The organism is Halomonas sp. LS-001, from assembly GCF_052983955.1.
Genome location: NZ_CM129816.1, coordinates 2,703,181 through 2,728,846 on the forward strand (window position 1 = coordinate 2,703,181; position 25,666 = coordinate 2,728,846).

24 protein-coding genes are annotated in these 25,666 nt (G+C 55.3%); 12 read left to right on the forward strand and 12 right to left on the reverse strand.

From position 1 onward, the window contains the following. The 5 genes from ACU6TU_RS12230 to ACU6TU_RS12250 form a co-directional block, all read right to left on the reverse strand. Window positions 1–234, reverse strand: a complete 234-nt coding sequence (locus ACU6TU_RS12230; protein WP_447141683.1) for a hypothetical protein — start codon at window positions 232–234, stop codon at window positions 1–3. A gap of 122 nt (window positions 235–356) precedes the next feature. Further along, window positions 357–1,622 carry a TRAP transporter large permease gene (locus ACU6TU_RS12235; protein WP_447141684.1) on the reverse strand — a complete coding sequence of 422 codons (1,266 nt, stop codon included), beginning with the start codon at window positions 1,620–1,622 and terminating at the stop codon, window positions 357–359. Beyond that, window positions 1,619–2,182, reverse strand: coding sequence for a TRAP transporter small permease (locus ACU6TU_RS12240; RefSeq protein ID WP_447141685.1), 564 nt, complete (start codon window positions 2,180–2,182; stop codon window positions 1,619–1,621). The genes ACU6TU_RS12235 and ACU6TU_RS12240 overlap by 4 nt, the downstream gene beginning before the upstream one ends. Next, window positions 2,182–3,165, reverse strand: coding sequence for a TRAP transporter substrate-binding protein (locus ACU6TU_RS12245; RefSeq protein WP_447141686.1), 984 nt, complete (start codon window positions 3,163–3,165; stop codon window positions 2,182–2,184). The genes ACU6TU_RS12240 and ACU6TU_RS12245 overlap by 1 nt, the downstream gene beginning before the upstream one ends. Window positions 3,166–3,361: 196 nt before the next feature. After that, window positions 3,362–4,069 (reverse strand): DUF3581 family protein, encoded by a 708-nt coding sequence (locus ACU6TU_RS12250; RefSeq protein WP_447141687.1) that lies wholly within the window; start codon window positions 4,067–4,069, stop codon window positions 3,362–3,364. 152 nt (window positions 4,070–4,221) lie between these two features. Here ACU6TU_RS12250 and ACU6TU_RS12255 point away from each other — a divergent pair, with 152 nt between their 5' ends. Continuing rightward, window positions 4,222–7,242 carry a hypothetical protein gene (locus tag ACU6TU_RS12255; RefSeq protein ID WP_447141688.1) on the forward strand — a complete coding sequence of 1,007 codons (3,021 nt, stop codon included), beginning with the start codon at window positions 4,222–4,224 and terminating at the stop codon, window positions 7,240–7,242. On the opposite strand, the gene ACU6TU_RS12260 is transcribed toward ACU6TU_RS12255, so the two are convergent. The 3 genes from ACU6TU_RS12260 to ACU6TU_RS12270 form a co-directional block, all read right to left on the reverse strand. Beyond that, window positions 7,224–7,946, reverse strand: coding sequence for a trimeric intracellular cation channel family protein (locus ACU6TU_RS12260; RefSeq protein WP_447141689.1), 723 nt, complete (start codon window positions 7,944–7,946; stop codon window positions 7,224–7,226). The genes ACU6TU_RS12255 and ACU6TU_RS12260 overlap by 19 nt on opposite strands. A 119-nt stretch (window positions 7,947–8,065) precedes the next feature. Beyond that, window positions 8,066–9,388, reverse strand: coding sequence for a DUF2252 domain-containing protein (locus tag ACU6TU_RS12265; RefSeq protein ID WP_447141690.1), 1,323 nt, complete (start codon window positions 9,386–9,388; stop codon window positions 8,066–8,068). A gap of 48 nt (window positions 9,389–9,436) precedes the next feature. Continuing rightward, the gene (locus ACU6TU_RS12270; protein ID WP_447141691.1) at window positions 9,437–10,048 is read right to left on the reverse strand and encodes a DUF1294 domain-containing protein; all 612 of its coding nucleotides are present in this window, start codon (window positions 10,046–10,048) and stop codon (window positions 9,437–9,439) included. A gap of 186 nt (window positions 10,049–10,234) precedes the next feature. Between ACU6TU_RS12270 and ACU6TU_RS12275 the strand changes: the two genes are divergently transcribed. The 11 genes from ACU6TU_RS12275 to ACU6TU_RS12325 all read left to right on the forward strand — a co-directional run bounded on the left by ACU6TU_RS12275 (window position 10,235) and on the right by ACU6TU_RS12325 (window position 20,637). Next, window positions 10,235–10,399 (forward strand): YhfG family protein, encoded by a 165-nt coding sequence (locus ACU6TU_RS12275; protein WP_447141692.1) that lies wholly within the window; start codon window positions 10,235–10,237, stop codon window positions 10,397–10,399. 73 nt (window positions 10,400–10,472) lie between these two features. Then, window positions 10,473–10,712 carry a Fic family protein gene (locus ACU6TU_RS12280; protein WP_447144245.1) on the forward strand — a complete coding sequence of 80 codons (240 nt, stop codon included), beginning with the start codon at window positions 10,473–10,475 and terminating at the stop codon, window positions 10,710–10,712. Between the two features lie 291 nt (window positions 10,713–11,003). Continuing rightward, window positions 11,004–11,780, forward strand: coding sequence for a FadR/GntR family transcriptional regulator (locus ACU6TU_RS12285; RefSeq protein WP_447141693.1), 777 nt, complete (start codon window positions 11,004–11,006; stop codon window positions 11,778–11,780). Between the two features lie 61 nt (window positions 11,781–11,841). Then, on the forward strand, window positions 11,842–12,990 hold the full coding sequence (gene dgoD, locus ACU6TU_RS12290; protein ID WP_447141694.1) for a galactonate dehydratase: 1,149 nt from the start codon (window positions 11,842–11,844) through the stop codon (window positions 12,988–12,990). Between the two features lie 99 nt (window positions 12,991–13,089). Continuing rightward, window positions 13,090–13,884, forward strand: a complete 795-nt coding sequence (locus tag ACU6TU_RS12295; RefSeq protein WP_447141695.1) for an SDR family NAD(P)-dependent oxidoreductase — start codon at window positions 13,090–13,092, stop codon at window positions 13,882–13,884. 5 nt (window positions 13,885–13,889) lie between these two features. Then, a complete protein-coding gene (locus tag ACU6TU_RS12300) occupies window positions 13,890–14,858 on the forward strand; it encodes a 2-dehydro-3-deoxygalactonokinase (protein ID WP_447144246.1) in 969 nt (322 codons plus the stop codon). Between the two features lie 47 nt (window positions 14,859–14,905). Beyond that, entirely contained in the window at window positions 14,906–15,520 is a 615-nt protein-coding gene (locus ACU6TU_RS12305; protein ID WP_447141696.1) for a 2-dehydro-3-deoxy-6-phosphogalactonate aldolase, read from the forward strand. Window positions 15,521–15,592: 72 nt separating this feature from the next. Beyond that, on the forward strand, window positions 15,593–16,522 hold the full coding sequence (locus tag ACU6TU_RS12310) for an SMP-30/gluconolactonase/LRE family protein (RefSeq protein ID WP_447141697.1): 930 nt from the start codon (window positions 15,593–15,595) through the stop codon (window positions 16,520–16,522). A gap of 359 nt (window positions 16,523–16,881) precedes the next feature. Beyond that, window positions 16,882–17,946 carry a 1,4-beta-xylanase gene (locus ACU6TU_RS12315; RefSeq protein WP_447141698.1) on the forward strand — a complete coding sequence of 355 codons (1,065 nt, stop codon included), beginning with the start codon at window positions 16,882–16,884 and terminating at the stop codon, window positions 17,944–17,946. Window positions 17,947–18,008: 62 nt separating this feature from the next. After that, the gene (locus ACU6TU_RS12320) at window positions 18,009–19,397 is read left to right on the forward strand and encodes an MFS transporter (RefSeq protein ID WP_447141699.1); all 1,389 of its coding nucleotides are present in this window, start codon (window positions 18,009–18,011) and stop codon (window positions 19,395–19,397) included. 127 nt (window positions 19,398–19,524) lie between these two features. Beyond that, on the forward strand, window positions 19,525–20,637 hold the full coding sequence (locus ACU6TU_RS12325) for an aldose epimerase family protein (RefSeq protein WP_447141700.1): 1,113 nt from the start codon (window positions 19,525–19,527) through the stop codon (window positions 20,635–20,637). Between the two features lie 29 nt (window positions 20,638–20,666). On the opposite strand, the gene astB is transcribed toward ACU6TU_RS12325, so the two are convergent. From astB to ACU6TU_RS12345, 4 genes are read right to left on the reverse strand one after another with little or no spacing between them, the layout of a single operon-like run. Next, window positions 20,667–22,016: an N-succinylarginine dihydrolase gene (astB, locus tag ACU6TU_RS12330; protein WP_447141701.1), complete on the reverse strand. Its 1,350-nt coding sequence runs from the start codon at window positions 22,014–22,016 to the stop codon at window positions 20,667–20,669. Next, window positions 22,013–23,485, reverse strand: a complete 1,473-nt coding sequence (gene astD, locus ACU6TU_RS12335; RefSeq protein ID WP_447144247.1) for a succinylglutamate-semialdehyde dehydrogenase — start codon at window positions 23,483–23,485, stop codon at window positions 22,013–22,015. The genes astB and astD overlap by 4 nt, the downstream gene beginning before the upstream one ends. A 23-nt stretch (window positions 23,486–23,508) precedes the next feature. Next, window positions 23,509–24,537 carry an arginine N-succinyltransferase gene (gene astA, locus ACU6TU_RS12340; protein WP_447141702.1) on the reverse strand — a complete coding sequence of 343 codons (1,029 nt, stop codon included), beginning with the start codon at window positions 24,535–24,537 and terminating at the stop codon, window positions 23,509–23,511. Next, window positions 24,537–25,661 (reverse strand): arginine N-succinyltransferase, encoded by a 1,125-nt coding sequence (locus tag ACU6TU_RS12345; RefSeq protein WP_447141703.1) that lies wholly within the window; start codon window positions 25,659–25,661, stop codon window positions 24,537–24,539. Before ACU6TU_RS12345 ends, astA begins: the two co-directional genes overlap by 1 nt. Between the last annotated feature and the right edge of the window lie 5 nt (window positions 25,662–25,666).

Below are 25,666 nucleotides of genomic sequence, written 5' to 3' on the forward strand. Positions count from 1 at the left end.
TCAGTGCTTTGTCTCAGCTCGCAGCTTTTCCACTTCGTTAACAGGCAACTCCTCAATTTCTGCAATTAACTGATCGTTCATTTCAGTCATTGTAATCAGCTTACGTGCGGCATTGCGCTTACTCTCAAGCGCACGCTTCTCGGCTTCCTGAAGCCCTTCCTGAAGTCCCTCCTGACGACCTTCCTGACGTTCTTTCTCTAATTCCAAACGCTGAAGCGTATTAACGTAAGGCATTTTTTTCTCCTCCTGTATGGCATAAACCGCCTGAGCAAACTGAGGCTGTCATGGTCCGTGCGTTGAAGGTTGATTTGCTCAGCCATGATACCTCCCTGTTAATTACCCCATACTGAAAATATCTAACGCCCTATCAGGGCTTCAGTCAGCCAGGGTTGCCAGGCCAGCAGTACCAAAGTGACCAGGGTCGCCAGCAGAAATGGCAGCAGCGAGCGGAAGATGCGTAATGGCGCGACGCCGGTCATTGACGAGGCAACGTACAGGCCAGCGCCCACCGGGGGCGTCAGCAGCCCCATTACCAGCGTCAGGCATACCACCACACCAAACTGATAGGCGCTGATATCAAACTGGTTTTGGGCAATCGGCAGGAGAATCGGCACCACTAGAATCAAGGCGGCAATGCCATCGATGACCATGCCCACCAATAACAATACGCCTATCATCAGCAGCAGAAAGATAAACGGGTCCGTGGTCAGCGCTGCAATCCAGGCAGCGGCCATTTGTGGCAACTGTTCATAAATGACCACCCAACCAAACACGCCCGCCGCCGCTATCAGCATAATGACCAGCCCGGCGTTTGTCGCCGTGCGGCGCAGGACCATCGGCAACTTCCCCAGAGCAAGGTCGCGATACACAAAACGGCCTATCAGTAAGGCAGCAAGAGATGCCAGCGCTGCCGACTCGGTGGGCGTAGCAATACCCAGCAAAATACCGCCGATGATAATCAATGGGATCGATAACGCTGGCAGCCCCCACAACAGATCATGCAAAGCCTGCCGACGGCTCGGCCAGGCACCGCGCGGATATTGCTCGACCAGCCCGACGACGGCAATCACGATAAAAAATGTCAATCCCAGCAACAGCCCTGGCAGCACACCGGCCATAAACATGTCGGCAATCGGCACCTGAGCCATCACGCCAAACAAAACAAACAGCATGGAGGGTGGAATAATCGGCGATAACAGCCCGCCTGCAGCGGTAATCGCGGCGCTATACGGTTTGGCATACCCTTCCTGTTCCATGGCAGGCACCATGGCACGCGACATGATGGCAATCTGTGACGCAGCGGAACCGATGATCGCGGCCATCATCATGTTCGCAACCAGATTGATATACGCCAGCCCACCGCGAAAACCACCCACAAAAATCCGCGCCAGCGCAATCAGGCGGCGCGTCAGGCCGCCTTCGTTCATCAGTTCGCCCGCCAGCATGAACAGTGGAATGGCAAGTAGCCCGTAACTTTCGATGGCACTGAAAAGCTGCTGTGGATAAGACTCAAACAGCACCGTATTGCCTGACACCTGGATGTACCACATGGCTGTCAACGCCAACACCAGGGCAATGGGAACCGCGGTAAACAGCAACACAAAAAACACCAGAATCGTCATGGCGGCGTCTCCGTTGGCTGGTCGGTTAACGGGTGCCGCCAGTGCGTCAGAGTGTCGATAAGATTTGCGACGCCATGCAGGGTGATGGACAACGCAAACCACGGCAATATCAACCAGAACCACAGCTTTTTGATGCCAAGCGTGGTGGTATTTTCCGAATAAATAAAGTTGAAGGTATTGCCCTGAAAGGTGCTGATATCAAACCCCGACTGCCACAGTGACAACGGTTGAAACCAGCGCCAGCACAGCACCAGCATGGCAATGCCGAAAGATGCCACGATGACATCCACCCACAGGCCAATCATTCGCCGCCCGGTGAGCGGCAGGACATCACTGAGCAGAGTGACGGCGATGCCTTGACGACGCTTGAGCACTGCGCTGGCAATCAAAAAGGTCATCCAGATCATGGCGTAGATCGCCAGCTCGCTGACGAAATACAGCGGATGACCCGCCGCGCGCATGGCAACATTCGCCAGTATCAGACACGTCACCGCCGCGGCAAGAAGCGCGGCGGTCATTTCTTCCAAACGGGCAAGCCCTGTTGATAAACGCTGCAGCATTATTCGGCTCGTAAACGTTCCGCTTCGGCGCGTAAGGTTTCCAGCATGGGCGCCTTGGGTGCCCAGATGCTTTCCCACTCAGCGATAGCTTCCGAGAAGAACTCGGCATCCGCTTCAACAATATTGATATCCAGGGCGCGAATTTCTTCTTCCTGGGCGGCATCCATGGCTTCAAAGCCCGTCAGTACGTTTTCAAGATGTTCCGCCATGGTTGTCTCGATCAGCTCACGGTCATCGGCTGACAGCTCGCGCCACACGCGCCCGGAGACCACACCCACCATGGGAAACATCATGTGATTGGAAATCAGCAGATTTTCCGCCTGTTCGTAGAATTTCAGAATCAGGATCGAATCGAAATCCATGTCGATGGCGTCGACCTGACCGTTGGCCAGCGCATCATAAACTTCCAGCAGCGGCATAGGCTCTGGCGCGGCGCCGGTGGCGGTATAGAAATCACGGATCGGCTCGAAGGGCGTAATCCGCAGGCGCTGGCCATCCATATCGTCAATGCTCGTGATCGGATCGCGGCTCAACACCTGGCGCATGCCGACCATGCCGTAGCCCATCCCGACCAGACCGACTTCCTGAGGCATCAGGTCAAGTAATTCACCGGCAGCCTCCGAGCGCAGCAAACTCGCCGCATGATTAACATCATCGACCAGATAAGGCGCGTAAAGCGCACCAAAATCGGGAATGCGGTTGGAAATCTCTGCAATGGTCAGAAAGGCCATATCCAGCGCGCCGGTTTGCAGCTGCTGAACCATCTGGGCTTCATTACCCAGCTGCTGGGCGGGAAAGACGCTAACGCTGTGTTCACCCTCAGAGCGCTCACTCAGGGATTCAGCAAAGGCTTGCGCCTCGGTCGACCACATGTGCTGGGCGGGAGTAATCAGGCCCAGGCGGAAGTCCCGCGCCTGAACGACCAGTGAAGAAGCTGCCAGTGCCGTTGCGGTGATTGCCAGCGTTAACGTTTTCAATTGCATGATAAAGCGCCTCATATGTCCAGCCGGTGGGGTCTCGGTATTGTTAACTGCTCAGTCTTCAAAGAACTAGTCTCCAAAGAACCGGTCTTCAAAGAACCAGTCTTTCGAGAATACCCCACTCGCGCCAGCAATCGCCAGCAATGACACCCGTGACCCTCACGGACAGGCGCAAACCAGGACGATAGATGTAGCGCTATCAGTTTGATTCGTAGGCCGCCTTAAGACGGTAGAACTCAGCGACAATGGCGTCCATCTGTTCGGCGTTGTATTCACACAGACCGCTGACCACCAGCTTTTTCGACCCGACGCCAACCGCCTTCCCACCCGATTGGATGGAGAAGTCCAGCAAGGCATCCGCACGTTTCCCCTGAACATCCAGCGATGAGCCTGTCAGCTCAAGCCCCGGCGTCTGGGCATTCAGCCGTTCCAGACTGAACCCCATGCTGTCATAGATCACCAGCGGCCGTTTGGGGTTGAACATCACCCCATGGGTTTCCATCAGCGGCTTGAGGTAATGCGGGAAATTCTTGCCTGAAAACGCCACGTAACAGCGGGCAAAGGCTTCAATGGCCGCCGCATCTCGCGTGACATCTCCCTGGCGGGTGGCTTCCAGATAGCACTTTCCCTGCTCATCGCAAACCTGCACAACCCCCTGCTCAGTTTCACGAAAACACAGCGGCGTATCCGCGCCCACCATATTGGTGAAACGAAACTCCATTTGCTGCCACAAACCAAAGCGCTCAAGCACCAGCGCAAACAGCAAATCTCCCGGCACGCAGAAACGGCGGGCGTCCGGGTTATGAATCGGGTTGTAGTCACCGGCAACGCCTTTGGCGAAACGGCTAGCCTGCGCCGCGGAGATCACCACAAAATCACCGCGCCGGGTGTAGAATTCCTTGAACATGGCGGTTGCTGCCTGCCTAGCGTTAACGTTAAAAATCAATGAAAAAAAGAAACATCAGTGATGCAGCCGCGCATCATGCCACAAAACCATGGCAAACTGCAGTCAACGACGCACTCAACGACGTTTAAGCCATCAGGAAGAGGCCAAAGCCATTGAATACGGACCCGGCACAAGAGCCCCCAACACGCCCGGACACCTCCTCTGGCAAACGCCGCTGGCCACGCTGGTTGGGCATATTAAGCATCGTCACACTCAGCCTTGTGGCCATATGGTTAGCAGGGACATATTGGCTGCTTAACAGCCAATGGCTACCCCAGCAGCTTTCCAAGCTGGAAGGCATTGAGATCCGCTGGGACCAGGGCCGCAGCCACCACCCCGGGCGCTGGGAGGTGGAAGGGCTGATGATCGCCAGGGAAGAGGCGGCGCTTCCGCTGGAAGTTAACGCCGAACGGGCCACTCTCACCCTTTCGTTGCTGGCCCTGTTACGTGGCGAGTTGCATATTGTTGCCCTTGAAGCCGAGGGAATCCGTCACCTACAGATTGGTGATATGACACTACAGGGCGATGGTCAGCTCAGCCTGCGGGATACAACGTTGAATCGCGATACGCTGGAAATCCCCCAGGCTGGACTCCAGCTGCAACAGGGGCAAGTGGTGCGTAACAGTGACGGGGCTATCATGGCGCGTGATATTGCCATTGATGCCAGCGCTCGGCTCTATAGCGTCACGCTGACAACGCCTGACGGCGACCTAAACCCGGCACTTGCCGAGGCGTTATCCGGCCAGGCCAGGGTGAGCGCCATTGCAGATGCCTGGGATGTGTTCATGCCTTACCTGACATCGCTGCCCTGGCTGGCGGTCGATGGACGCGGTGAACTTGATGCGCAGCTTTCCATTCAATACGGCTACCTGCAGACCGGTAGCCAGCTGACCCTCGCTGCGCCCGCGTTAAATGTGCGTGTCGATGAAGCCGCGTTACGCGACAGCAACGAACAGCGCTGGACGCGCCCGGACGACCGCCCTCCCGGCCATCAGGCACGCGGTGATGGCATGATCACCCTGCAAGTGCCTGATGATGACACCTTAACCCTGCAGGTGGCACTTGATGACGTCACCATAGGCGAAACGCTCACTGACGCTGATACCCCACCCTATGTGAACGCCGCCGCCTTAACGCTAGATACTTCACTCGACAATGCACGGATTGATCGCGTTGCCGCGCCGGAACAGGCACGCCTGACGGTGCGCGGCCAGGTGCTCAGGCTGGATATGCTTGAACGTCCGCTGAGTTCCGCCCTGGCTGAGCTGCTTGATGAACGCGGTCTTGCGCTTTCCGGCAATGGCGAGATCAACGCCGACGCGATGTTTTCCATGGATCAGGTGGAGTCCGCCACCCTGGAAGTAACGGCTAACGCCCTGCAGGCCTCTGCCCTGGGGTTTACCACTCGCGGCGAAGGCACCTTGAACGCTCAGCTAAGCGACCCCGACACGCTGAGCGCTAACCTGGCACTTCGCCGCGCGCGTCTTGAACACCAGCAACGCACCCTGCTGGAAGACGCGGCCCTGACGCTGAATCTGGATAGCCCCACTGATCCGCAGCGGGCTCAGCAGGAAGCTAACGCAAGACTGCGCTTTGAGAATGCAACGCTACCTGATATTGCGGCCCTTCAGTCCTATCTGACGCCTTACCTGCCCACGCCGTCTCCTCTCACCCTGGTCAGTGGGCAAGCCCGCAGCCAGGGCGACCTTCGCCTGACACCTCAACGCCTGAGCGGCGCCGCCACGCTAAGTGGCAACGCCTGGGTCACCGATTGGCGCAACGCCACCCAGACGCATCGCCTGACCAGTAACATGCAACTGGATGTTGCCCTCAACGAAGCACTTCTGGATGGCAGCGCGCTTGACCTAAGCGGTACGCGACTGCAATGGCGCCTTGGTGAAGCCTCTCAGGATGAGCAGCTGGAAAGCCTGCTGGTTCTGCGCGAAGGCCTCTTCCGGCAGGTTGATGACACACCCAGTGGCCGCTTTACGCTGGAAGGAAGTGTTCAGCAGCTGGGATTTCTGAATGCTTTTTTGCCCAGCGCTCACGGGCTGTCTCTCAGCGGTGGTGGGCAACTGCTGGCAGAAGGCCAGTTTCAGGGCAACCGCCTGAAAGCCCCGACACGGTTGCGCGTAAATGCCAGCCCGCTGGAAGTGCGCTTTCTGGATTATGAGGCCACCGGCCAGGGCGAGCTCACCGCTCAGCTTTCACTTAAACCCAGTAGCGACGCAGAAAGCGCGCAGCTGACGCTGAGCATCCCGAGCTTTATGCTCAAGCGCCAGGGCGACCCGCAAGCAGATCTGGAAGGCAGGCACCTGACCCTGACCACTACCACAGAGGTGGTTGCTGCCTTGATTGATAACCCTGACCCGCGCCATATCACCACGCGCATCAGCCTGCCTGTGATCAGCGTGCCGGACCTCAGCCGCTATAATGATTACCTGCCCGAAGGCGCTGGCGTTGCACTACATGGCGGGGAAGCCAGCCTGAGCAGCGAGCTGACACTGCAGGGGCTGAATGGCTCAGGCAATGTGACCCTACGCGCCTTTGGTGCCGAGCTGACCCTTCTCGACCAGCGCCTTAAGGGCGACCTTGATGTGAATTTCAAGCTGACGGAAGGTGATCTTGAGAACATGCGCTTCAAGGCGGATGATTCCTTTCTGCGTCTGGAAAATGTACTCCACCTAAGCGAAGCGGGGAATCAGGATGCCGGTTGGTGGGCCGAGTTAGGGCTTGAAGACGCCACACTGGTGTGGGATTCACCGCTCACGCTCAACGCTGAGGTCAATCTTGCGCTGCGGGATAGTGGCTTGCTGGCGCGCCTGTTTCTGGCCCGCGCCCGGGAGAGTGACTGGCTGGGGCGTCTGCTGAGTGTCCGGGATATTGACGGTCATACTTCGCTGACGCTGGAAGAAAAGCAGCTAGCGTTAAACGGCCTGACCCTGTCCGGCGGCCCACTGATGCTGTTAGCGGATCTGACATTGGCTGACAGTACTGCAAACGGCGCGCTCTATGCACAGCTAGGCCAGCTGGGAGTCGGTATCGAGTTGATTGATAAGGAACCGACCCTCAAGGTACTACAGCCAAGACGCTGGTTTGAGCGCTGGCGAACGGATCACTTGTTATCGCGCTGACGGCGAATCATGCGGACTCGCTCACGCGCCTTTTCCGCCGAACGTCGCCGTTCATCTGGCGTTTCGCTGCCAGTTTCTTTTGGCGGTAACGTCACCCAGGCAAACACCGGCAGGGAAATATGCCAGTAAATCGCCGAAAGGCGTAGCCCAAGGGTCGTCAGCAATCCGGCTGGAATCGCGATGGCCGCGGGCACGAAAAGGCTGTTGAGCAAGACATAGACACTGCCACCCGCGATTGCCGCCGTGGCATAGATTTCTTCGCGCAGCACCATGGGCATCCGCTGCGCCAGCACATCGCGGATCATCCCGCCGGCCACGCCGGTCATCATGCCCATCAGTACCGCCACCACGCCGGGGCTTCCCAACAGCAACGCCTTGTGCGCTCCGATCACCGTAAACAGTGCCAGACCGAAGGCGTCCGCCACCGGAAGAAAGCCGCGCGAAAGACGGTGAATGTAGTGAAACCCCAGCATGGAAAGCCCGACAGTGGCAAACACTACCCACAGGTAAGTGGGGTCGGTTACCCAGAAAACCGGCCGCACGCCAAGCACCAGATCACGCAGCGTACCGCCACCAATGCCGGTCACTGCTGCCAGCACCAACATGCCGAACGGGTCCATGCGCTGACGGCACGCCAGGACCACCCCCGACAGGGCAAACACCACCACTCCCGCCATATCCAACCAATACACGACTTGTGACACAGGTCACTCCTGCAAGGATGATAAAAGCGGCAAGACTAGCACAACCTGAGCGCCATCCAGTGCCCCAAGGATAGAACAACATGCACTCTACTTAACCTTATCACCTGCGAATTTCTGTATCAGGGATCTGTCGTGGCAAGAAAATGCTCAATAAACACCTGATAATCCTGAGTAACGCAATCAGCATAGGCCAGTGCCAGTGTTGTCACGACCTGCACGAAGGTATCTTCACGCGCTTCCAGGCGCTGGCAGACCGCCTGAGCAAAGGGCGAGTGATCCCCCTGATTCAGCGCCTGCGCCCCACGCAGATGCTCGCGGGCCAGAATCTCCCCCCATTGTCGAGTGAGCTGGCGGTAGGATTTAGCACCCGACAGTTTATGGGTCGGCACATCTTTTTTAAACGGTGAACGCTCACGCACGGAAAACACCTTGTCATTCCATTCCATCCAGCCAAGATAGCGATCCGGGTGTTCAGCAATGGCATGGAAAGCAGCGGCGTGGCGGATACCTTCGTTGATAAAGCTACGCTGCCAGGCGAGCCTCTCAGCGCTATTCATCAGGCGAACGGCTTCCGGCGGAATTTGTTCCTTGACGTCGAGAATCACATCGTCATGCTCATGGTCTTTCCCGCCTTCAATCAGCACATAAAAACGCTCCAGACCCAGCGAGCCTGTGCCTGCGTCCAGGCGGCGTGCGGTATCTTTTACCTTGAAGTGATCCGCATCTTCTTCCTTCACCGGGTGCCTAAGCGTTTTCTGATACACCTGTTCAATCAGGCGTGTCAGCTGACTGGCTTTATTGGCAGGCAGGTTGGAAAGCTTACCCGGCCGCTGGGCAAAACGGCGGCCTTTCTGCTCATCGATTTCGGTCCATTTAGCCAGCATTTTGGCGCGGCTTTGCTTGTCAGTCACTTTACGTAGAAAAGGCTCAAGCGGCCCTCGTGCGGTTTCCAGCGTCACGGCTGCCACCGTTGACCCGTCATCGTGCTTTCGCAGGGTTTTATGGTACCCCTTGAGCAACGTCTTCAGCGCCTTGCCGGTTTTCTTGTCGGACAGCTCAAGGTTTTCACGGGCATCCAGCACCACACTGATGGCCAAGCGCCACAGGTCATATTGGTAGTCCGCCACCAGGGCATCATCAAAATCATCCATGCCGTAACGCACCTGGTCATCATGATGCCCGTAGGCGCCAAAGTTGTAGGCGTGAGCATCGCCCTGAAGCCAGGTCTGGGTCTCCGGCCAACCGCCAAACAGGGCAAAACGCCAGTCGTGCCAGACATCATCCCAGTAAAGGTGGTTGGAACCACGGAAAAACGCATAGGGTGACAACGCCATTTTGGCGAATTTAGCCTGTCTGTCTGCGTTGTTCAGCGTGGCGTTGGCCGTTTGAATGGCCTCAATGACCTGCTGCGGGCGATTGTGTCCGGTAAGTGGCTGGCTCATCCTGGCCCCTTGTGTTGTGCGATGTGAGTTGTCAGTACTCAATAGGCATTAACCGCCGGATGGCGGCCACTGCGTTCCGATCCAACTGCCCAGTACGGCCAGATTGATCACTACTGTCAACCAATATACACGCCTAAAGCTGCGTTTTTGTGACTTGTGGCGTAGTGACTGTTGCGCCACCATCGCCCCCGGCCAGCCTCCCAGTAGTGCCAAAAGGTGCAGCGTTTTTTCTGGGGTACGCTGTTTATCCTTCAGGGCAGCGGCTTTATCACGGGAATACATCAGTAACGTCACGACGCTGACCACCCCATAAGCCACTGGCACCCACAAAGGCAACCACTGCCAGTAAACCAGCGCCGCCAGACCACCCAAAAACACCAGCGCCAGCACCACGGCTCGCCCACCAGGGCGCCTGGCATAACGCACCAGCGCCCCAAGTCCGGGCAAAGCAAACCCCGTCAATGTCGCCTTTTCAGCACGCAGCTTGCCGTGTTTATCGGTGCCTTCTTCAAACACTACTTTGCGCCCTTGACCAGGTCGGCCAGCCTCTTCCTGAAAGGCTGAAATATGCACAAATACACGCTCCCCGCCAGCCTCCGTCTCGATAAACCCATACCCTTTTGCGTCATCCCAAAAGATTATTCTGCCTGTCAGCGCCATGATTTTTTCCCTTCCCTGGATTCAGGTCTGTTGGTGACACAGCGTCACGAATATCATAGACACACCCCTAGCCTGCAAGTGCCCTAATGCTTTTAGTGGAAGCCGGGAACACCTGTTCAGAAAGAGCCTGGAATGAAAATCACCCCCTTATTCCGCTATACTGGACTAAATTATTAAGGAGGCGGTATGAACAACGTTTCTCTGGAAACAAAGCGTCGCTATTACGCGAAGGTACGCCGTTCTAATTATCAAGCGAGTATGGTCCTGGAAGGAATCGCTGTTGATTTTCAAGCGCCAAAGGCCAGCAAAGCCGATGTGCTGGCGAAATATCAAAAGCACAAAATTCGCTGATGGATAAATATGGTACAGGGCAGGATCCTTACTGCTACACAGATACCGATGTACTGCGTAAAAAGCAGGCCTTATATCAGCGTGTGCAGAGCTATATGCTGACTTAAATGTTGTTCATCCTTTCCGGGATGGGAATGGACGTGCTCAGCGGCTATTTTTTGAACACCTGATAATCAACAGTGGCTACCACCTTTCATGGCATCCACTTGAACGCAATGAATGGTTAGAAGCCAACATTGCTGGGTATTACTGCGATTACCGACCTTTAGAATTAATTTTCGAGCGATGTATTGGCACTCCTTTATATGATTAACGCCAAGGCAAGCACCTTGGCGTTTTAGTTGTTTAACCCGTTACCTTTACCTCAACTGAAACGGGTCTACAGAACCAATCTTTAGCCGTTACATCAGCTCGTCAAGCACGGTGGACATTTCAATGACGAACGATGGATCGGCACTAGGCGTTCGTTCCCGCTGGTAGCTTTGCACCTCGGCTGTTTATCCCCCTTACTGTATCGACCAAGGTCTAAAAAAATACGGCTATTTTGGCATTGCTCAAAATGTCTGACATTAGTAACCTAATATCCAACATTAAGGAGACTCACATGCAAGTTCTCGCACAACTCCCACCACCTAACGACCAGGGCGGAGCCAAAGCTCTCGCCACTGTTCTGGCTCATGCCATTTTATCGGGTCAGTGGGTTAGCGGGGATACGTTTCCTAGAGAGATGGACTTTTGCCAGCACTTTTCGGCCAGCCGCAATAAAGTACGCAACGCGTTGGCCACTTTAAGTGGGTGCGGGTTAATTGAGAGAACCGCCGGTCGCGGCACTGTCGTGCGTGATATCGTCGATTGGCATTTACTCAATCCATTGATGAGCGAGTGGCTGACCACCCTGGATAATCCTCACCCTTCTCTGGTCAGAGAAATTTTTACCTTCAGGCTCTCGGTAGAGCCTTTTGTCAGTGAGCTCGCTGCATCAGCCGCCAAATCGCAAGACCTTGCGCGTATCGAAGCGGCGTTTGATGGTATGTGTAAAACCGCAAATGATCCCCAGCGCCGCACAGAACACGCCGACTTTGATGTTGTTTTCCATGAAGCCATTTATCGTGCGACCCACAATCTGGTCTGGCGGCAAATGGGCGTTCTTCTACGACCTCTCATTATTGCCCTGATACAGCGCTCACACCATCAGGCAGATTCACTGGATGACAGTATGGCGCGTCACCGCCATTTACTTGAGGCCATTCGCCTGCGTCAACCATTTAAAGCGCGTGAAGCGGCAGAAAAAGTCCTTGCCCGCACCGCTCAAGATATTGGTGTTAATCCGGTAAGTTGGCGTATTAACCCAATATCTGAATCAGATACCCCTTCAAACTAACCCGAGTCAGCTGGTCGCCACGCTTACACGGCCTTGCCCTTTTGATAAAGGATATATCCCCATGAAGATCACTCGACTGAAAACCTGGCAAGTACCACCACGGTGGTTGTTCCTGAAGATTGAGACAGACGAAGGCAATTACGGCTGGGGAGAGCCTGTCATCGAAGGTCGGGCCAGTACTGTAGAAGCTGCCGTTCATGAGTTAAGTGATTATCTGATCGGGCAGGACCCAAGGCAGATTGAACACCTGTGGAATGTCATGTACCGCGGCGGTTTCTATCGCGGTGGACCTATTCTGATGTCGGCGATCGCCGGTATTGACCAGGCGCTCTGGGATCTCAAAGGCAGGGAACTGGGCGTACCTGTCCATCAGTTATTGGGCGGCCCTGTTCGCGAAAAGATGCGCATGTATGCCTGGACAGGCGGCGACCGGCCTCATGATGTCGGTATCGGTGCCAAGGCCCTGGTGGACCGGGGCTTTACTGCCCTGAAAATGAATGGCACCCCAGAGATGCAGATTGTTGACTCACACCGCAAGATCGATGAAGCCGTTGCCCGCGTTGGCGAAGTCCGTGATGCCGTCGGCCCGGATGTCGGCATCGGGATTGATTTTCATGGCCGTGTGCACCGCCCGATGGCCAAGATGTTATTGCGCGAACTTGAGCCTTTTCATCCTATGTTTATTGAAGAGCCGGTGGCACCTGAGCATCTACCGGCCCTCAAGCATATCGCGGAAGGCATTGCGACGCCTATCGCCACCGGGGAGCGCCTGTTTACCCGCTTCCAGTTCCGCGACCTGCTACAGGACGGCATGGTGGATATCGTTCAGCCTGACCTGTCTCACTGTGGCGGCATCAGTGAAGGCCTCAAGATTGCCACCCTGGCCTCTGCCCATGATGTCGCCCTGGCGCCCCACTGCCCACTGGGGCCGTTAACCCTGGCAGCCTCTCTTCAGCTGGACGCTGTTTGTCACAATGCGTTCATTCAGGAACAGAGCATGGGTATTCACTATAACCAGGACAACGATGTTCTGGATTACCTGACGGATAAATCCGCTCTGGCCATCAAAGACGGATTCTGTGCCATTCCGCAAGGCCCCGGACTGGGGGTTGAAATCGATGAAGCCTACGTTGAAGAACGCGCCAAAACCGGCCATCGCTGGCGGAATCCGGTCTGGCAGCATGAGGATGGTTCGGTCGCCGAGTGGTAGCTCTCTGGCACTGCCTGACACCATATCTTTATTTTCTCTAATACTTTCTAAAGAACGCTTTCTCAAGAACGCTTTTTCAAAAATACGAAGGCCGACACCATGACCACCTTATCCCATAAGACGCCAGCGCCTCACTTTGCCGAATTCCTCTATCCAGACCTGGCGGGTAAGAGCGTTTTTATTACCGGCGGGGGTTCTGGCATTGGAGCGGCACTGACCGAAGGCTTTATCGCCCAGGGTGCCAGGGTCGCCTTTGTGGATATCGCTGACGCAACGGATTTCTGCGACCAGATGGAAGCCAGATACGCCAACCGCCCTTTGTTTATCCACTGTGATATTCAATCCATTGATGCGTTGCAATCCGCCATTGCCCAGGCACGCGACGCGCATGGCCCGATTGGTATTCTGGTCAACAATGCGGCCTGTGATACGCGCCATTCACTGGACGACTGGACAGTCGAGCAGTGGGATGAGGCCATGGCCATTAACCTGCGCCCGCAGTTTTTTAGCGCCCAGGCAGTGGCGCCGGACATGCGGGAGCTGGGAGCCGGATCGATTATCAACCTGTCGTCCAACAGCTACCTTCTGGGCCTCTCTGGCTACCCAAGCTATGTCACGGCCAAGGCTGGCATTATGGGGTTGACCAAGGGCCTTGCCCGAGAGCTTGGCCCGGATGCTATCCGTGTTAACTGTCTGATTCCCGGCTGGGTGATGACAGAGCGCCAAAAACAGCTCTGGGTAAGCGATGAGGCGCTCGAAGAATGTCTGCAGCAACAATGCCTGAAAGAAGCCATTCCGGTCAGTGATATGGTCAACCCTTGCCTGTTTCTGGCCTCGTCGGCATCACGCATGATGACCGGCCAGCCTCTGGTGATTGATGGAGGTCGAGTGTGAAAGCCATGCCTGTCAAGCCAGCCTGGGTGGCCGTCGACTGGGGCTCCAGCAACCTGCGTGCCTGGGGTCTGGATACTCAGGGCAAGGTAATTGCCAAGGCACACAGTCAGCGCGGCATGCTCTCCCTGGCAGGGCCCGAGACCTTTGAGCAAGCGCTTCTGGACATCCTTCAGGACTGGCTGTGCAGCGATCCGTCAGCGTCCGTCATCAAGGTTGTCATCTGTGGTATGGCCGGTGCCCGCCAAGGGTGGAAAGAAGCCCCCTATCTGGCGCTGGATGATACGCAGACACACCTGGGTGACCAGCTGGCACAGCAGTTGGTAAAAGTGGAGGTTCAGGATCCACGTCTGAGCGTCAGTATTATTCCCGGACTTTGCCAATCGACGCCCCATTACGATGTGATGCGTGGTGAAGAAACCCAGCTAGTCGGCTTACTTGCCCAGCAACCAGACTTCACCGGCACGATCTGCCTGCCAGGCACACACACCAAATGGGTACGCCTTAACGCCGGGCGCATTGAGCACTTCGCTACCGTGATGAGTGGCGAGCTATTTGCCCTGCTCAGCCAGTCTTCGGTACTCAAACACAGCTTGACGACAGATAACCTGGATCACCCTGACCAGCGGGCCTGCTTTGTGCAAGGCGTGAAAACCGCCATAGCCCGACCGGCCGAGCTTAACCGTGAACTTTTCACCCTACGCGCCCAGGACCTGCTTGACCCTGAGCTTCCGACGGATGAATCACGCAAACCTTTTCTGGGAGCACGCCTGTCAGGGCTGCTGCTTGGACTTGAGCTCGCCGGTCATGCCCTGGCACTACCCGAGCATGAACCTATCGTGCTGATTGGCAATGCCCATTTATGCCGACGCTACCAGCTGGCGTTTGACTGCCTGGCAGACAGCCCGCAAGCGCAGACCTACACCGACATGACGCTTGCGGGTCTTACCCATATTTATCAGCCAGACAAGGCTTGAATTCACCGCTAACGCGTCCTTTTGGCCCAAGCAGACAGGAATCGACTATGTCACTCCCCTTGATTGCCATTTTACGTGGGGTCAAACCCGAAGAAATCATCGCCATCGCTGATGCCGTTATCGCTGAAGGCATCCAGCGTATTGAAGTGCCGTTGAACTCTCCCTCGCCGCTGAAAAGCATTGCTGCGCTAGTAAACCACTGCGCTCAACACGACAGCGACATACTGGTGGGCGCCGGTACCGTATTAAGCGTGGAAGATGTCAATAACGTCTATAACGCAGGGGGCAGACTGATTGTTTCTCCCGACTGTAATACCGATGTCATCAAGGAAAGCCGACGCCTTGGCATGCAAAGCTTCCCCGGCGTGGTAACACCTACCGAAGCCTTTGCCGCTCTGCGGGCAGGCGCCAACGGGCTCAAGCTGTTTCCCGCCGGGCAGCTTGGGCCTACAGGGTTTCAGGCCTTGCGTGCAGTCCTGCCGCAGGAAACCCAGGTCTATGCGGTGGGGGGAATCGATGCGAGCAATTTTTCCGACTGGTGCCAGGCGGGCATTCATGGTGCCGGGCTGGGTAGTGCTTTATATCGCGCCGGTATGAGCCCGACTGAAGTTGGTCAGAATGCGGCGTCCCTGGTAGCTGCATGGCAAGCCGCCAGCCGTTAAAACACCTGACTATCCTGGTTGACCTGTCTATTCGACTTGATCTTTCTATCCTCCTTGGCACAGGGCTCTTTCATGACGCAATCCGCTACTCAGTCTCTTTGTATTGGCCATGCGCAACTGCTGGTAGACAGCCAGTGCCAGCTAGGTGAAGGCGCTGGCTGGGACGCCGGGCGCCAGCGTTTATACTGGCTGGATATCAACAGCTGCTGCCTGCACGACTGCCAACCGGACGGTAGTGGGCATGTCATCTTACCGCTCCCGCGCCAGACCTCCTATGCCGCCCCCACCGATGAGGGAGATTATCTGCTGGTGGCTGCCAATCAGCTATCACGGCTGGACCCGAAAAGCGGGAAGCTGTCAGATTTCATGGCATTTGAAGCCGATAACCCTGTCACGCGCAGCAATGATGCCAGAGTGGATATGCACGGCAGTCTATGGCTGTCATCCATGGGGTTAAATGCAGAACCTGCCGCAGGCTCCCTTTATCGCCTACACCACGGCAGGCTTAGCGGCTTGCGTAACGGGCTGACCATCCCCAATGCCCTGTGTTTTTCGCCGGATGGCCGTTATGCCTATTTTACCGATACCCCCACCGGTTGGATCATGCGCTGGGCGCTAGATGACGAAGGTTTTCCCCAACGACTTTCCACGGGTGAGTTTATCGACCCCGTTCCCTGGTCAGAGCAGAGCCAACACGGTGGGCTGCCCGACGGCGCTGTGGTGGATGATGAGGGATGTCTTTGGGTGGCTTTATGGGGAGCCGGGCGCGTTGTTCGACTCAGCCCTGATGGTGATGAAATTGCCCACGTTCGCCTCCCGGCACGCCATGTTTCCTGCCCATTGCTGGGAGGGCCTGAACGCAAGACCTTATACATAACAACAGCAAGAGAAGGACTGACTGACCCTGAGCCTTTTGATGGCGGGCTTTTCCAGATTGACCTGAGCGATTATTTAAAACACAACACCGGCCTTGCCATGCCGGCACTTAAACTCAGTCGTTAAGACAGGTTTGATTACTAAGTTCGGTCTTTCTGACGGTGCCTTGTCAATCAGCGATATAGTAGTAAGTCAGAACATTCTGACAGGATACCAAGCTGAAAAACGGGCTAAATTTTTTAAATGTTTAAAAATATCAGACAAATCAAAATAAATGTTAGACAAAAGAGTAATGGTTGATTTATAGCACTTCATTAACATGACCAGGCAACTTATAGGCATGCTGTGAAAAGAAAACCAGATCACCACACTACCTCTTTTGTCATCTATTAAAACACTAATTTGTCACTAAAAATCCAACATTTAAAAATTATAAAATAGCCGGATTAAATGTTGTCTCCAGCAGATAAAACATCAGGTGATATATGCAAAGATGGACAAAAGAGCAGGCGAATCGTTGGCAGGAAAAACACGGATGGTTGGTTGGTTTCAACTATCTACCTCGCACAGCAGGCAACTGGATAGAGATGTGGCAAGCAGACGACTTTGCCGCTGATATCATCGACCAGGAGCTTGGCTGGGCAGCCAGCATCGGCTATAACAGTTTACGCACCAATCTGTCTTACCAGGTATGGGCCGAAGACCGGCATACCCTGCACCAACGTCTGGACACCTTTCTGACTCTGTGCCGCAAACACGCGATTGGTGTCGTACTGACCTTAATGGATGACTGCGAATTTTCAGATCAACCGCCAACAACCGGTAAGCAGCCTGCTCCACTGGAAGGTATTCATAACAGTATCGCGCTGGGAAGCCCAGGGCGCCGCTTTGTGTGTCAGCCCGATCTGTGGCCAAAGCTTGAACACTACATAAAGGATATTATTGAAACTTATCAGCAGGATGAGCGGGTTATCTGCTGGGATCTCTATAACGAACCTACCAATCGAATGGTATTTTCCACTGCAAAGGATAGAGATTATCTCAAACGCTTACCTGAGTCCTTCAGCCACGATCTGATGAAGCAAACTTTCCAATGGGCCAGAGAGATCAACCCTTCTCAGCCACTGACAGTCGCTGCCTGGAAGACATTGGATGACAACCCGGAATATCGGTTTCATTTTGATAATGACACCGATCAACTTGCACTGTCTTTATCTGACGTTATTACCTTCCATGGCTATACCTCGAACGAGGAAATGGAAAAAATGGTTTCCTCTTTGGAAATTCATGAGCGTCCCATCATGTGCACGGAGTGGATGGCTCGTCATGTCAGCTCCACGATTAAACAGCAGTTACCTTTACTTAAAAAAAGGCATGTCAGCTGTTTTCAGTGGGGGCTTGTAAATGGAAAAACACAGACACATATCCCCTGGCCACACATTAAAGCAGACAATACGGAGAAAAACTTATGGTTTCATGACCTGCTACATGCAGATGGAACACCTTACAACAATGAAGAAATCGCCATCATAAAACAGCTAACCAGCTAACCAGCTAACCAGCTAACAATTAATAAAACTTATAAAAATCAGGGAAGAAAAGGAAAGAAAAAATGACAACGAGTAAAATTCCTAACAGAGAACTTTTCTCATACTTTGGTTATGGTGTCGGCCAGTGCTTCAGTTTCGGCCTGGTTGGCTCCTTCATTCTATTTTTCTATACGGACATACTGGGCATTTCTCCGCTAGCCGCCAGCACCATTTTTGTGATTGCACGGGTATGGGATGCCGTTAATGATCCGCTTATTGCCGGGTTTATGGACACACTGGAGTCCAGATTCGGTAAGTTCCGCCCCTATATGCTATTTACGCCGGTATTGATTACCCTGGTGACTATCGCTGCCTTCTATTCCATTGAAGGTGATACCGCCACGAAAATTATTTACGCCGGTATTACCTACATTCTATGGGGTACTCTTTACACCATTTCCGATGTGCCCTTCTGGTCCATGTCGTCAGTCATGACCGACGACACTCAGCAGCGCTCCAAAGCTGCCACCTTTGCCATGCTGGGTGTTAATGCAGGCATCGGTGCGACTATGGTGTGCTTCCCGCTTCTGGCGTCTGCCTTTTCTGAGGGTCGCGCTGATCAGGGCTACCTCCCTGCGGTTGCGGTCTTCATGTGTGCCGGCCTGCTGCTTATGTGGAATGGCTTTTACAATACCAAAGAACGCATTGTTACCCGCGGCATTCAAAAAGTAACGCTTAAAGAAACGTTAAGAGCGGTTAGAAAGAACAAGCCACTGTTCCTTGTGCTTGCCGCTTTCTTCATGAATATTTTCTTCAACCTTATTAATGGCCTTTATCTGTACTTTTTTACCTACAATATGGGTAATGAAGCCCTGATGTCCATTATTGGTATTATCACCTTCAGCTCGGCCATTGCCTGCCTTGCAACACCGGTTCTCACCAAGCGTTTCAGAAAGCGGGACATCTTTATTACCCTGTGTGTGCTGGAAATCGTGGCCCGTATCGGGTTTTATCTCACCGGCTATGAGTCAACCACAGGTGTATTAATCTGGCTGGCCGTTGTTACATCGATATTCATGATGACCAACCCGCTGATTTCCGCAATGATTGCGGATACCGTCGAATACTCCTACTACTATTCGGGCAAGCGCTGCGCGGCGATCACTTTCTCCGGACAGACCTTTACCGGCAAACTGTCGGTGGCTCTGGCAGGTGGCCTCACGGGTATCATCCTGACCTTCATTAACTATGTACCCAATGCGGAACAAAGCCCTGAAACCTTGTCTGGCTTATTCTTCTGCATTGCATTACTGCCTGCGCTTGGTGCGCTCATTCGTATTTTCATCATGATGAAGATGACATTTACCGAAGAGGAACATGCGTCAATTGTTGAAAAGTTAAGCCGTGGTGAGTTCCATGAGGGTCATGGTATTGCCGCTACAACGGCAACGACTGAAAAGCCCATCGGCTAATAACATTCTGCATATCTCATACAGCCCCGTCGTTAAGGATGGGGCTATTTTCTTTTTAGCCAGTACTTTTTAAGACTTTCATTCAGGAAATAAAACGTTTTTACGACGTTTCCGGAGGCTTTTATTTATGACCAAGGCATATCAGAAAATCAGTGATCGTATTGCCGTTTCCCACTTCGGCAGTCTGGAAGATGGCCAGGCAGTTGAGGTCTATGAGTTAAAAAACAGAAATGGCGTCACTGTTAAAATATCCCCTTATGGTGGATTGATTGTCTCGATATGCACCCCTGACAAATATGGCGAATTCGGCGATATCACGCTCGGCTTCAATAGCCTGTCAGACTATTGCAGTGAACGCTATCGTCAGGAAAACCCATATTTTGGCGCCTTGATTGGACGCTATGCCAACCGTATCAAACAGGGCCGGTTTTCATTGAACGGCCAAGCGTACACGTTAAGCTGCAATGAAGGGACTAATCACTTACATGGTGGGCAACAGGGGTTTGACCAACGCCTTTGGTCAGCGAAAACGGTTGAGACAGCTTCTGGAGCGGGCGTGGAACTCACCCTGACCAGCCCGGATGGTGACCAGGGGTACCCGGGAGAGTTGATAGCATGTATCCGCTATCTTCTGGATGATGACAACCGGCTGACCCTGGATTACCACGCCACCTGTGATGCCGCCACGCATGTCAATCTGACTCAGCACAGCTATTTTAATCTTGAAGGCGAAGGGCAGCGCGACATCCTTGATCACCAGTTGATGATTGCCGCGGACTATATCACGCCGGTCGATGATGCACTTATCCCGACAGGTACATTAACGTCAGTAGCCAATACGCCGTTTGATTTCAGAACAGCCAAGGCCATCGGCAGAGACATTAAGGCGCCTGATGCTCAGTTACAACTTGGCCAAGGCTTTGATCACAACTTTGTGATCAGGCAGCCAGAACATCACACCGATAAACTGGTAATGGCTGCACGCCTGATAGCCCCGGCTAGTGGCCGCGTGCTTGAGATCCGCACCACTGAACCCGGATTACAGTTTTACTCAGGTAACTTTCTTAACGGTGCTCTGGTGGGAAAAGCCGGGAAAGCCTACCAGCACCGTTATGGTCTGGCGCTGGAAACCCAGCACTTTCCCGACTCACCTAATCAGCCTGCCTTTCCGAATACCCGGCTTGAGCCGGATCAGGTCTACCGCTCGCAAACCCAATACCTTTTTTCAACCCTGTCTTAGGACCATTCTGCTTTTTGAAGTTCTGGCTTTTATTTCAACTGAAACGGATAAACAGCACCAATTTTCAGCAGTTGCGTCAGCTCGTCCAGCGCGGTTAGCACTTCCGTGGCAAGCTCAGGGTCGGCAAGGTCATCCACTGCCAGGTGGTCGCGGTAATGGCGATTCACCCAGGCGGTCAGGTCATCGTACAAGGCGTCCGTCATCAATACCCGTCCGGTCAGAGCGGCGCGTTCTGCCTGCGATAACGCCACCCTCAGGCGCAGGCAGGCAGGGCCACCGCCGTTGCGCATGCTTTGCTTAACATCCTTGACGATCACTTCACCAATCGGATTATTGCCTGCCAGGATCAAGTCCTGGATCGTGCGCCAGACGGCTTCACGCTCCTGGCATTCACTGGGCACGACCAGTGTCATACTGCCATCCGGGTTGGATAGCAGCTGGGAGTTAAACAGGTAGGAGGCTACCGCATCTTCCATGCTTACCGCTTCCAGTGGCACCCTCACCGGAATCAGCGGCGTGGCCATTTTGGCCCGCAGCTCATCCAGCGTGCGCGTTTCATCCAGAAACGCCATTTCGTGATACAGCAGAACGGGGCCATTACCCACGGCAATGACGTCGTTATGGAAAACGCCTGCGTCGATCGCCTCCGGATGCTGCTGGGCAAACACCGTTTGCGCATCAACCAGCCCGTGCTGGCGAGCTACTGCCTGGCTGGCTTCCAGGGTTTGCCGAGCGGGGAAACGTGTTGGTTCCCGCTCGCCACCAAAGGCCTGGCGGCCATACACAAACAGATGAACGCCCGGTTCGCCGTGCTCACCGCACAACCGGGTGTGGTTGGCTGCCCCTTCATCAGAAAAGGCGGGCGTGGCAGGCAGCACTGCATGATGCGCAAAATGCTGTTCATCCTGAAAGATCGCCTGCAGCACGCGACCCGTGGTCTGCGGCTCCAGGTAGCGATGAAAACTCGACTGCAGGTTGGCCGGGGTGAAGTGCACACGGCTATCCGGCGCGTCGAGACTCGGCGTCACCGTGCCCGCATTGGCCGTCCACATGCTGGATGCCGAGCAGACAGCCCGCAGCAGCTGAGGGGCTTCTTGGGCAGCGCGAGCCAGCACCTCACTGTTGCTACCACTGAAGCCCAGATCCCGCAGTGCGCCAACATCCGGGCGCTGCTGAGGTGGCAGGATGCCCTGGGCATAGCCTGCGTCCATCAGCGACTTCATCTTGGCAAGCCCCTGTAACGCGCCCTCTTTCGGGTTGGAAACCAGCCCACCGTGGCTCATCGACGCCACGTTGCCATGCGCCAACCCGGAATAGTTATGGGTGGGCCCGACCAGGCCATCGAAATTGACCTCGCGAACATCCTGTACAAGGCTCATAGGTCAACTCCGGGTGGCAGATTTTCCGGCATTTCCAGGCTATCCGCTTCCATCGAAGCGACCGGATAGGCGCAGTAATCCGCCGCGTAAAAGGCGCTGGGGCGATGATTACCGCTATCACCGACGCCGCCAAAGGGCGCATCGCCGGAAGCGCCGGTGGTCTGACGGTTCCAGTTAACGATCCCGGCACGAATACGCAACAGGAAATCATCCCAGTCAGCGCGTTCGCCACCAATCAGGCCCGCCGACAGGCCATAGCGGGTATCGTTGGCCAAGCGCAGCGCTTCATCCCAGTCGCTGTAACGATAGACTTTAAGCAGCGGGCCGAAGTGTTCTTCATCGGGAACGTTCAACCCAGTGACATCAATCAGCGCGGGGCTCAACAGGCTGGTATTGTCTTCCAGCCGTTGCATTCGATTGATCACCGTCGCGCCCATATCTTCCAGTTCATTCTGCGCCTTGAGCAGACCATCCGCCGCTTGCACGCTAACCAGGCCCGCATAAAACGGCGCTGGGTCTTGCGCAAATTGCCCGGCCACATGGAGTTTGCTAATGGCTTCTGCCAAGGCATCAATCAGGCGATCCCCCGCGTCACCTTGCGGCACCATCAAACGCCGGGCACAGGTGCAGCGCTGGCCACCCGATAGAAACGCCGACTGCAGAATGGCCAGCACGGCAGCACGCTGGTCAGGTACGTCCTTGACCACCAGAGGGTTGTTGCCGCCCAGCTCCAGCGCCAGAATCTTATCGATCTGCCCCGCAAACTGCTGGTGCAACATGCCGCCGACTTTGGCACTACCGGTAAACAGCAGGCCGTCGATGTCCTGGCTTGCCGCCAGCGCCTGACCAACCGGCACGCCACCCTGCACCAGATTGATGACCCCATCAGGCAGACCGGCTTCCTGCCAGCATTGCAGGGTCAAATCGGCCGTCAGTGGTGTCTGGTCACTTGGCTTGAAGACCACGCAGTTGCCTGCCAGCAATGCCGGGACCATATGGCCGTTGGGCAGGTGGCCCGGAAAGTTGTAGGGGCCGAATACCGCCATGACGCCGTGCGGACGATGACGCAGCACGGCCTTCGTGCTGCCCACCGCTTTTTCGCGTTCGCCCGTGCGTTCATGATACGCCTTCAGCGAAAGCGCCACCTTGCCGATCATGGCGCCGACTTCTGTACGTGTTTCCCAAAGCGGTTTGCCGGTTTCGCTGGCCATGGCGATGGCCAGCGCTTCACGACGCTCGTCCAGGACATTGGCAAAACGCTCGACCAGCGCCTGACGCTCGGCAAAGGGCGTTCTGGCCCAGGCGGGAAACGCCTGACGGGCCGCCGCGACTGCCGCCTCCACCTGTTCGGCAGAGGCACTGCCACCCTGCCAAAGAGGCTGTGCGGATACCGGATCATGCTTACTCAGCTCAGCGGCCTCGCCGGTGACCCAGGCGCCATTGATCAGCTGTTGTTGTTGGGGATTCATGGGCTTGGCGTGCATACAGTCTCCTAGGTTTCGAGTAAACGCAGGGTATCGCCGGAGACGACCCCAAGACGCTGTGCTTCGTCTTCGCTGAGGGTAATGACATCATCCTGTGGCGCGCGACCAATCCAGCAGGCGGAAAAATTCACCATCCCGGTGGTTGCCGCCAGCCAGCGGCTGACGCTTTCCTCGCCAGCGGTTGCCGATACTTTCACTTCATGAAGGCGTGAATGGCGCACGGCGCGCACATCATCGATATAGGCTTCCACCGTCGGGCCGCCGTCAAAAATATCGATAAAGCCTTCCCAGCGCAGACCCTCCTTCTTGAGCATTTCCAACGCCGGTCGAGTGTGGCGGTGCACCTGACCGATACAGTCGCGGGCTTCTTTCGACATGAATGTCGTGTAGATCGGAAACTTGGGCATCAGCTCACCGATAAAGCTCTTCTGGCCAAGACCCGTCAGGCGGTCGGCCTCGTCAAAGTCCATCGGAAAGAAATGCTTGCCGAGGCTTTCCCAGAAGGGGCTGCGGTTGTTTTCGTCAAACACGCCGCGCATCTCCGCCAGGACTTTATCGGGAAACTGGTCGCGGAACTGAGCGATAAACAGCCAGCGCGCCTTGGACAGCAACGCCCCGTTGCGCAGGTGTTTATGCGCTTCGCCGCGAAATTCCGGGCGCAGGAACAGCGAGCACACCTCGGCATCGCCGGTATGGTCAGAGCTCAAGAACAGGGTGTCGATGGTGCGGTGCAGATCCAGCTGTACCGAGGAATGCGCCAGCGTGCCTAACCGATAGTGATAAAACGGCACATCGTGGCCGACTTCCCCTTCGATGGCACAGCAACCGGCCAGCTCGCCGCTGGTTTCGTCTTCCAGCACGAAAAAATACAGCCGATCATTTTTGGGCGTGCGCTCTTCAAAGGCACTGGCAGCCGATTCAATCTTGCTGGCCAGAAACTCACGGTTGTCCGGCAGCGAGGTGAACCCAACACCGGCCTGCTGCGCAAGCACCTGAAGCCCATCAAGATCATTGCGGGCAATGGGTCGAATGCGCATCACATTTCTCCTTCGTCGAGTGCATCTACCGCCGCTTGCAGTGCCAGCGGCGCTACCAGAACGGCTCGCCCTTCTTCCACGCCCAGGTAATCGGCGTGCTCAGGCGAGAGAATCAACTGCCCCGTAGGTGACAGCGCATAACGGGCGACCAGGCAGCGGAAGTCACCGAGTTTCTGGTTGGCGATCATCGCCGGTTCCGCATCCGGCAGGGTGTGTTCGGGGCGAATGCGTACCGGATGCCAGGCAGCATGGCGGATGCTTTCAATTCTCTCGCGATCGGCTTTCACAATCGGCCCGGCATCGAAAATATCCACGTGGCGTGAACGCACAAACCCTTCTGCGAGCATTTCCGCTAACGCCTCTTCATGAGCAGGGTGTTCACGACCAATGGCAGCCCTTGCCTGGGGCGTCAGCAACGGCAGATAAAGCGGAAACTGCGGCATCACCTCGGCAATGAAGCTTTTCGAACGCACGCCGGCAATGTGATTCATTTCCTGATAGCCACGGGCAAAAAAGTGCTGCCCGACGCTATCCCAGAACGGCGACGTATTATTGCTATCCAGGTAGCCGGGAAATGCCACAGCCAGAATCCTGGAAAAACGCTCGGGATACTGGGCAATAAACATCAGCCGGGCGCGGCGCAACAAGCTTTCTGCCGTCGTGCCTTTATAGCGCGGGTCGAGGGACATGGCGCACAACAGGGTGGCGTCGGATGCTTCGTGGGAAAGCGACAGCGTCTGCACTTCACGCCGCACGTTGAGCTGCTGGGACGCGTGAATCAGGGTTTCCTGACGGTAGGTGTAATAGGCCTCCGCCGCGCCCGCCTGGGCACGAATCGTGGCAGTGCCCAACACCTCACCCGTCGAATCACTCTGCCCAGGCTTGCGTTCATTGACCTTCTTTTCAATGGCCTTCTTTTCAATGACCTTCTTTTCGATGACAAAGGTATAATGTTCGTCGCCGGGAAACTCAACGTCGCTACGAAACGCGGCTTCAGAGCGTGCAATACGTTCTTCCAGGCGTTCGCGACTGGCGGGCAGATTGGTCAACCGCGGCGTCGCCTGCTCTGCCAGGCTTACCAGGGCGTCCAGATCGCCAAAACATACCGGTCGGATGATCAGCATCCCGT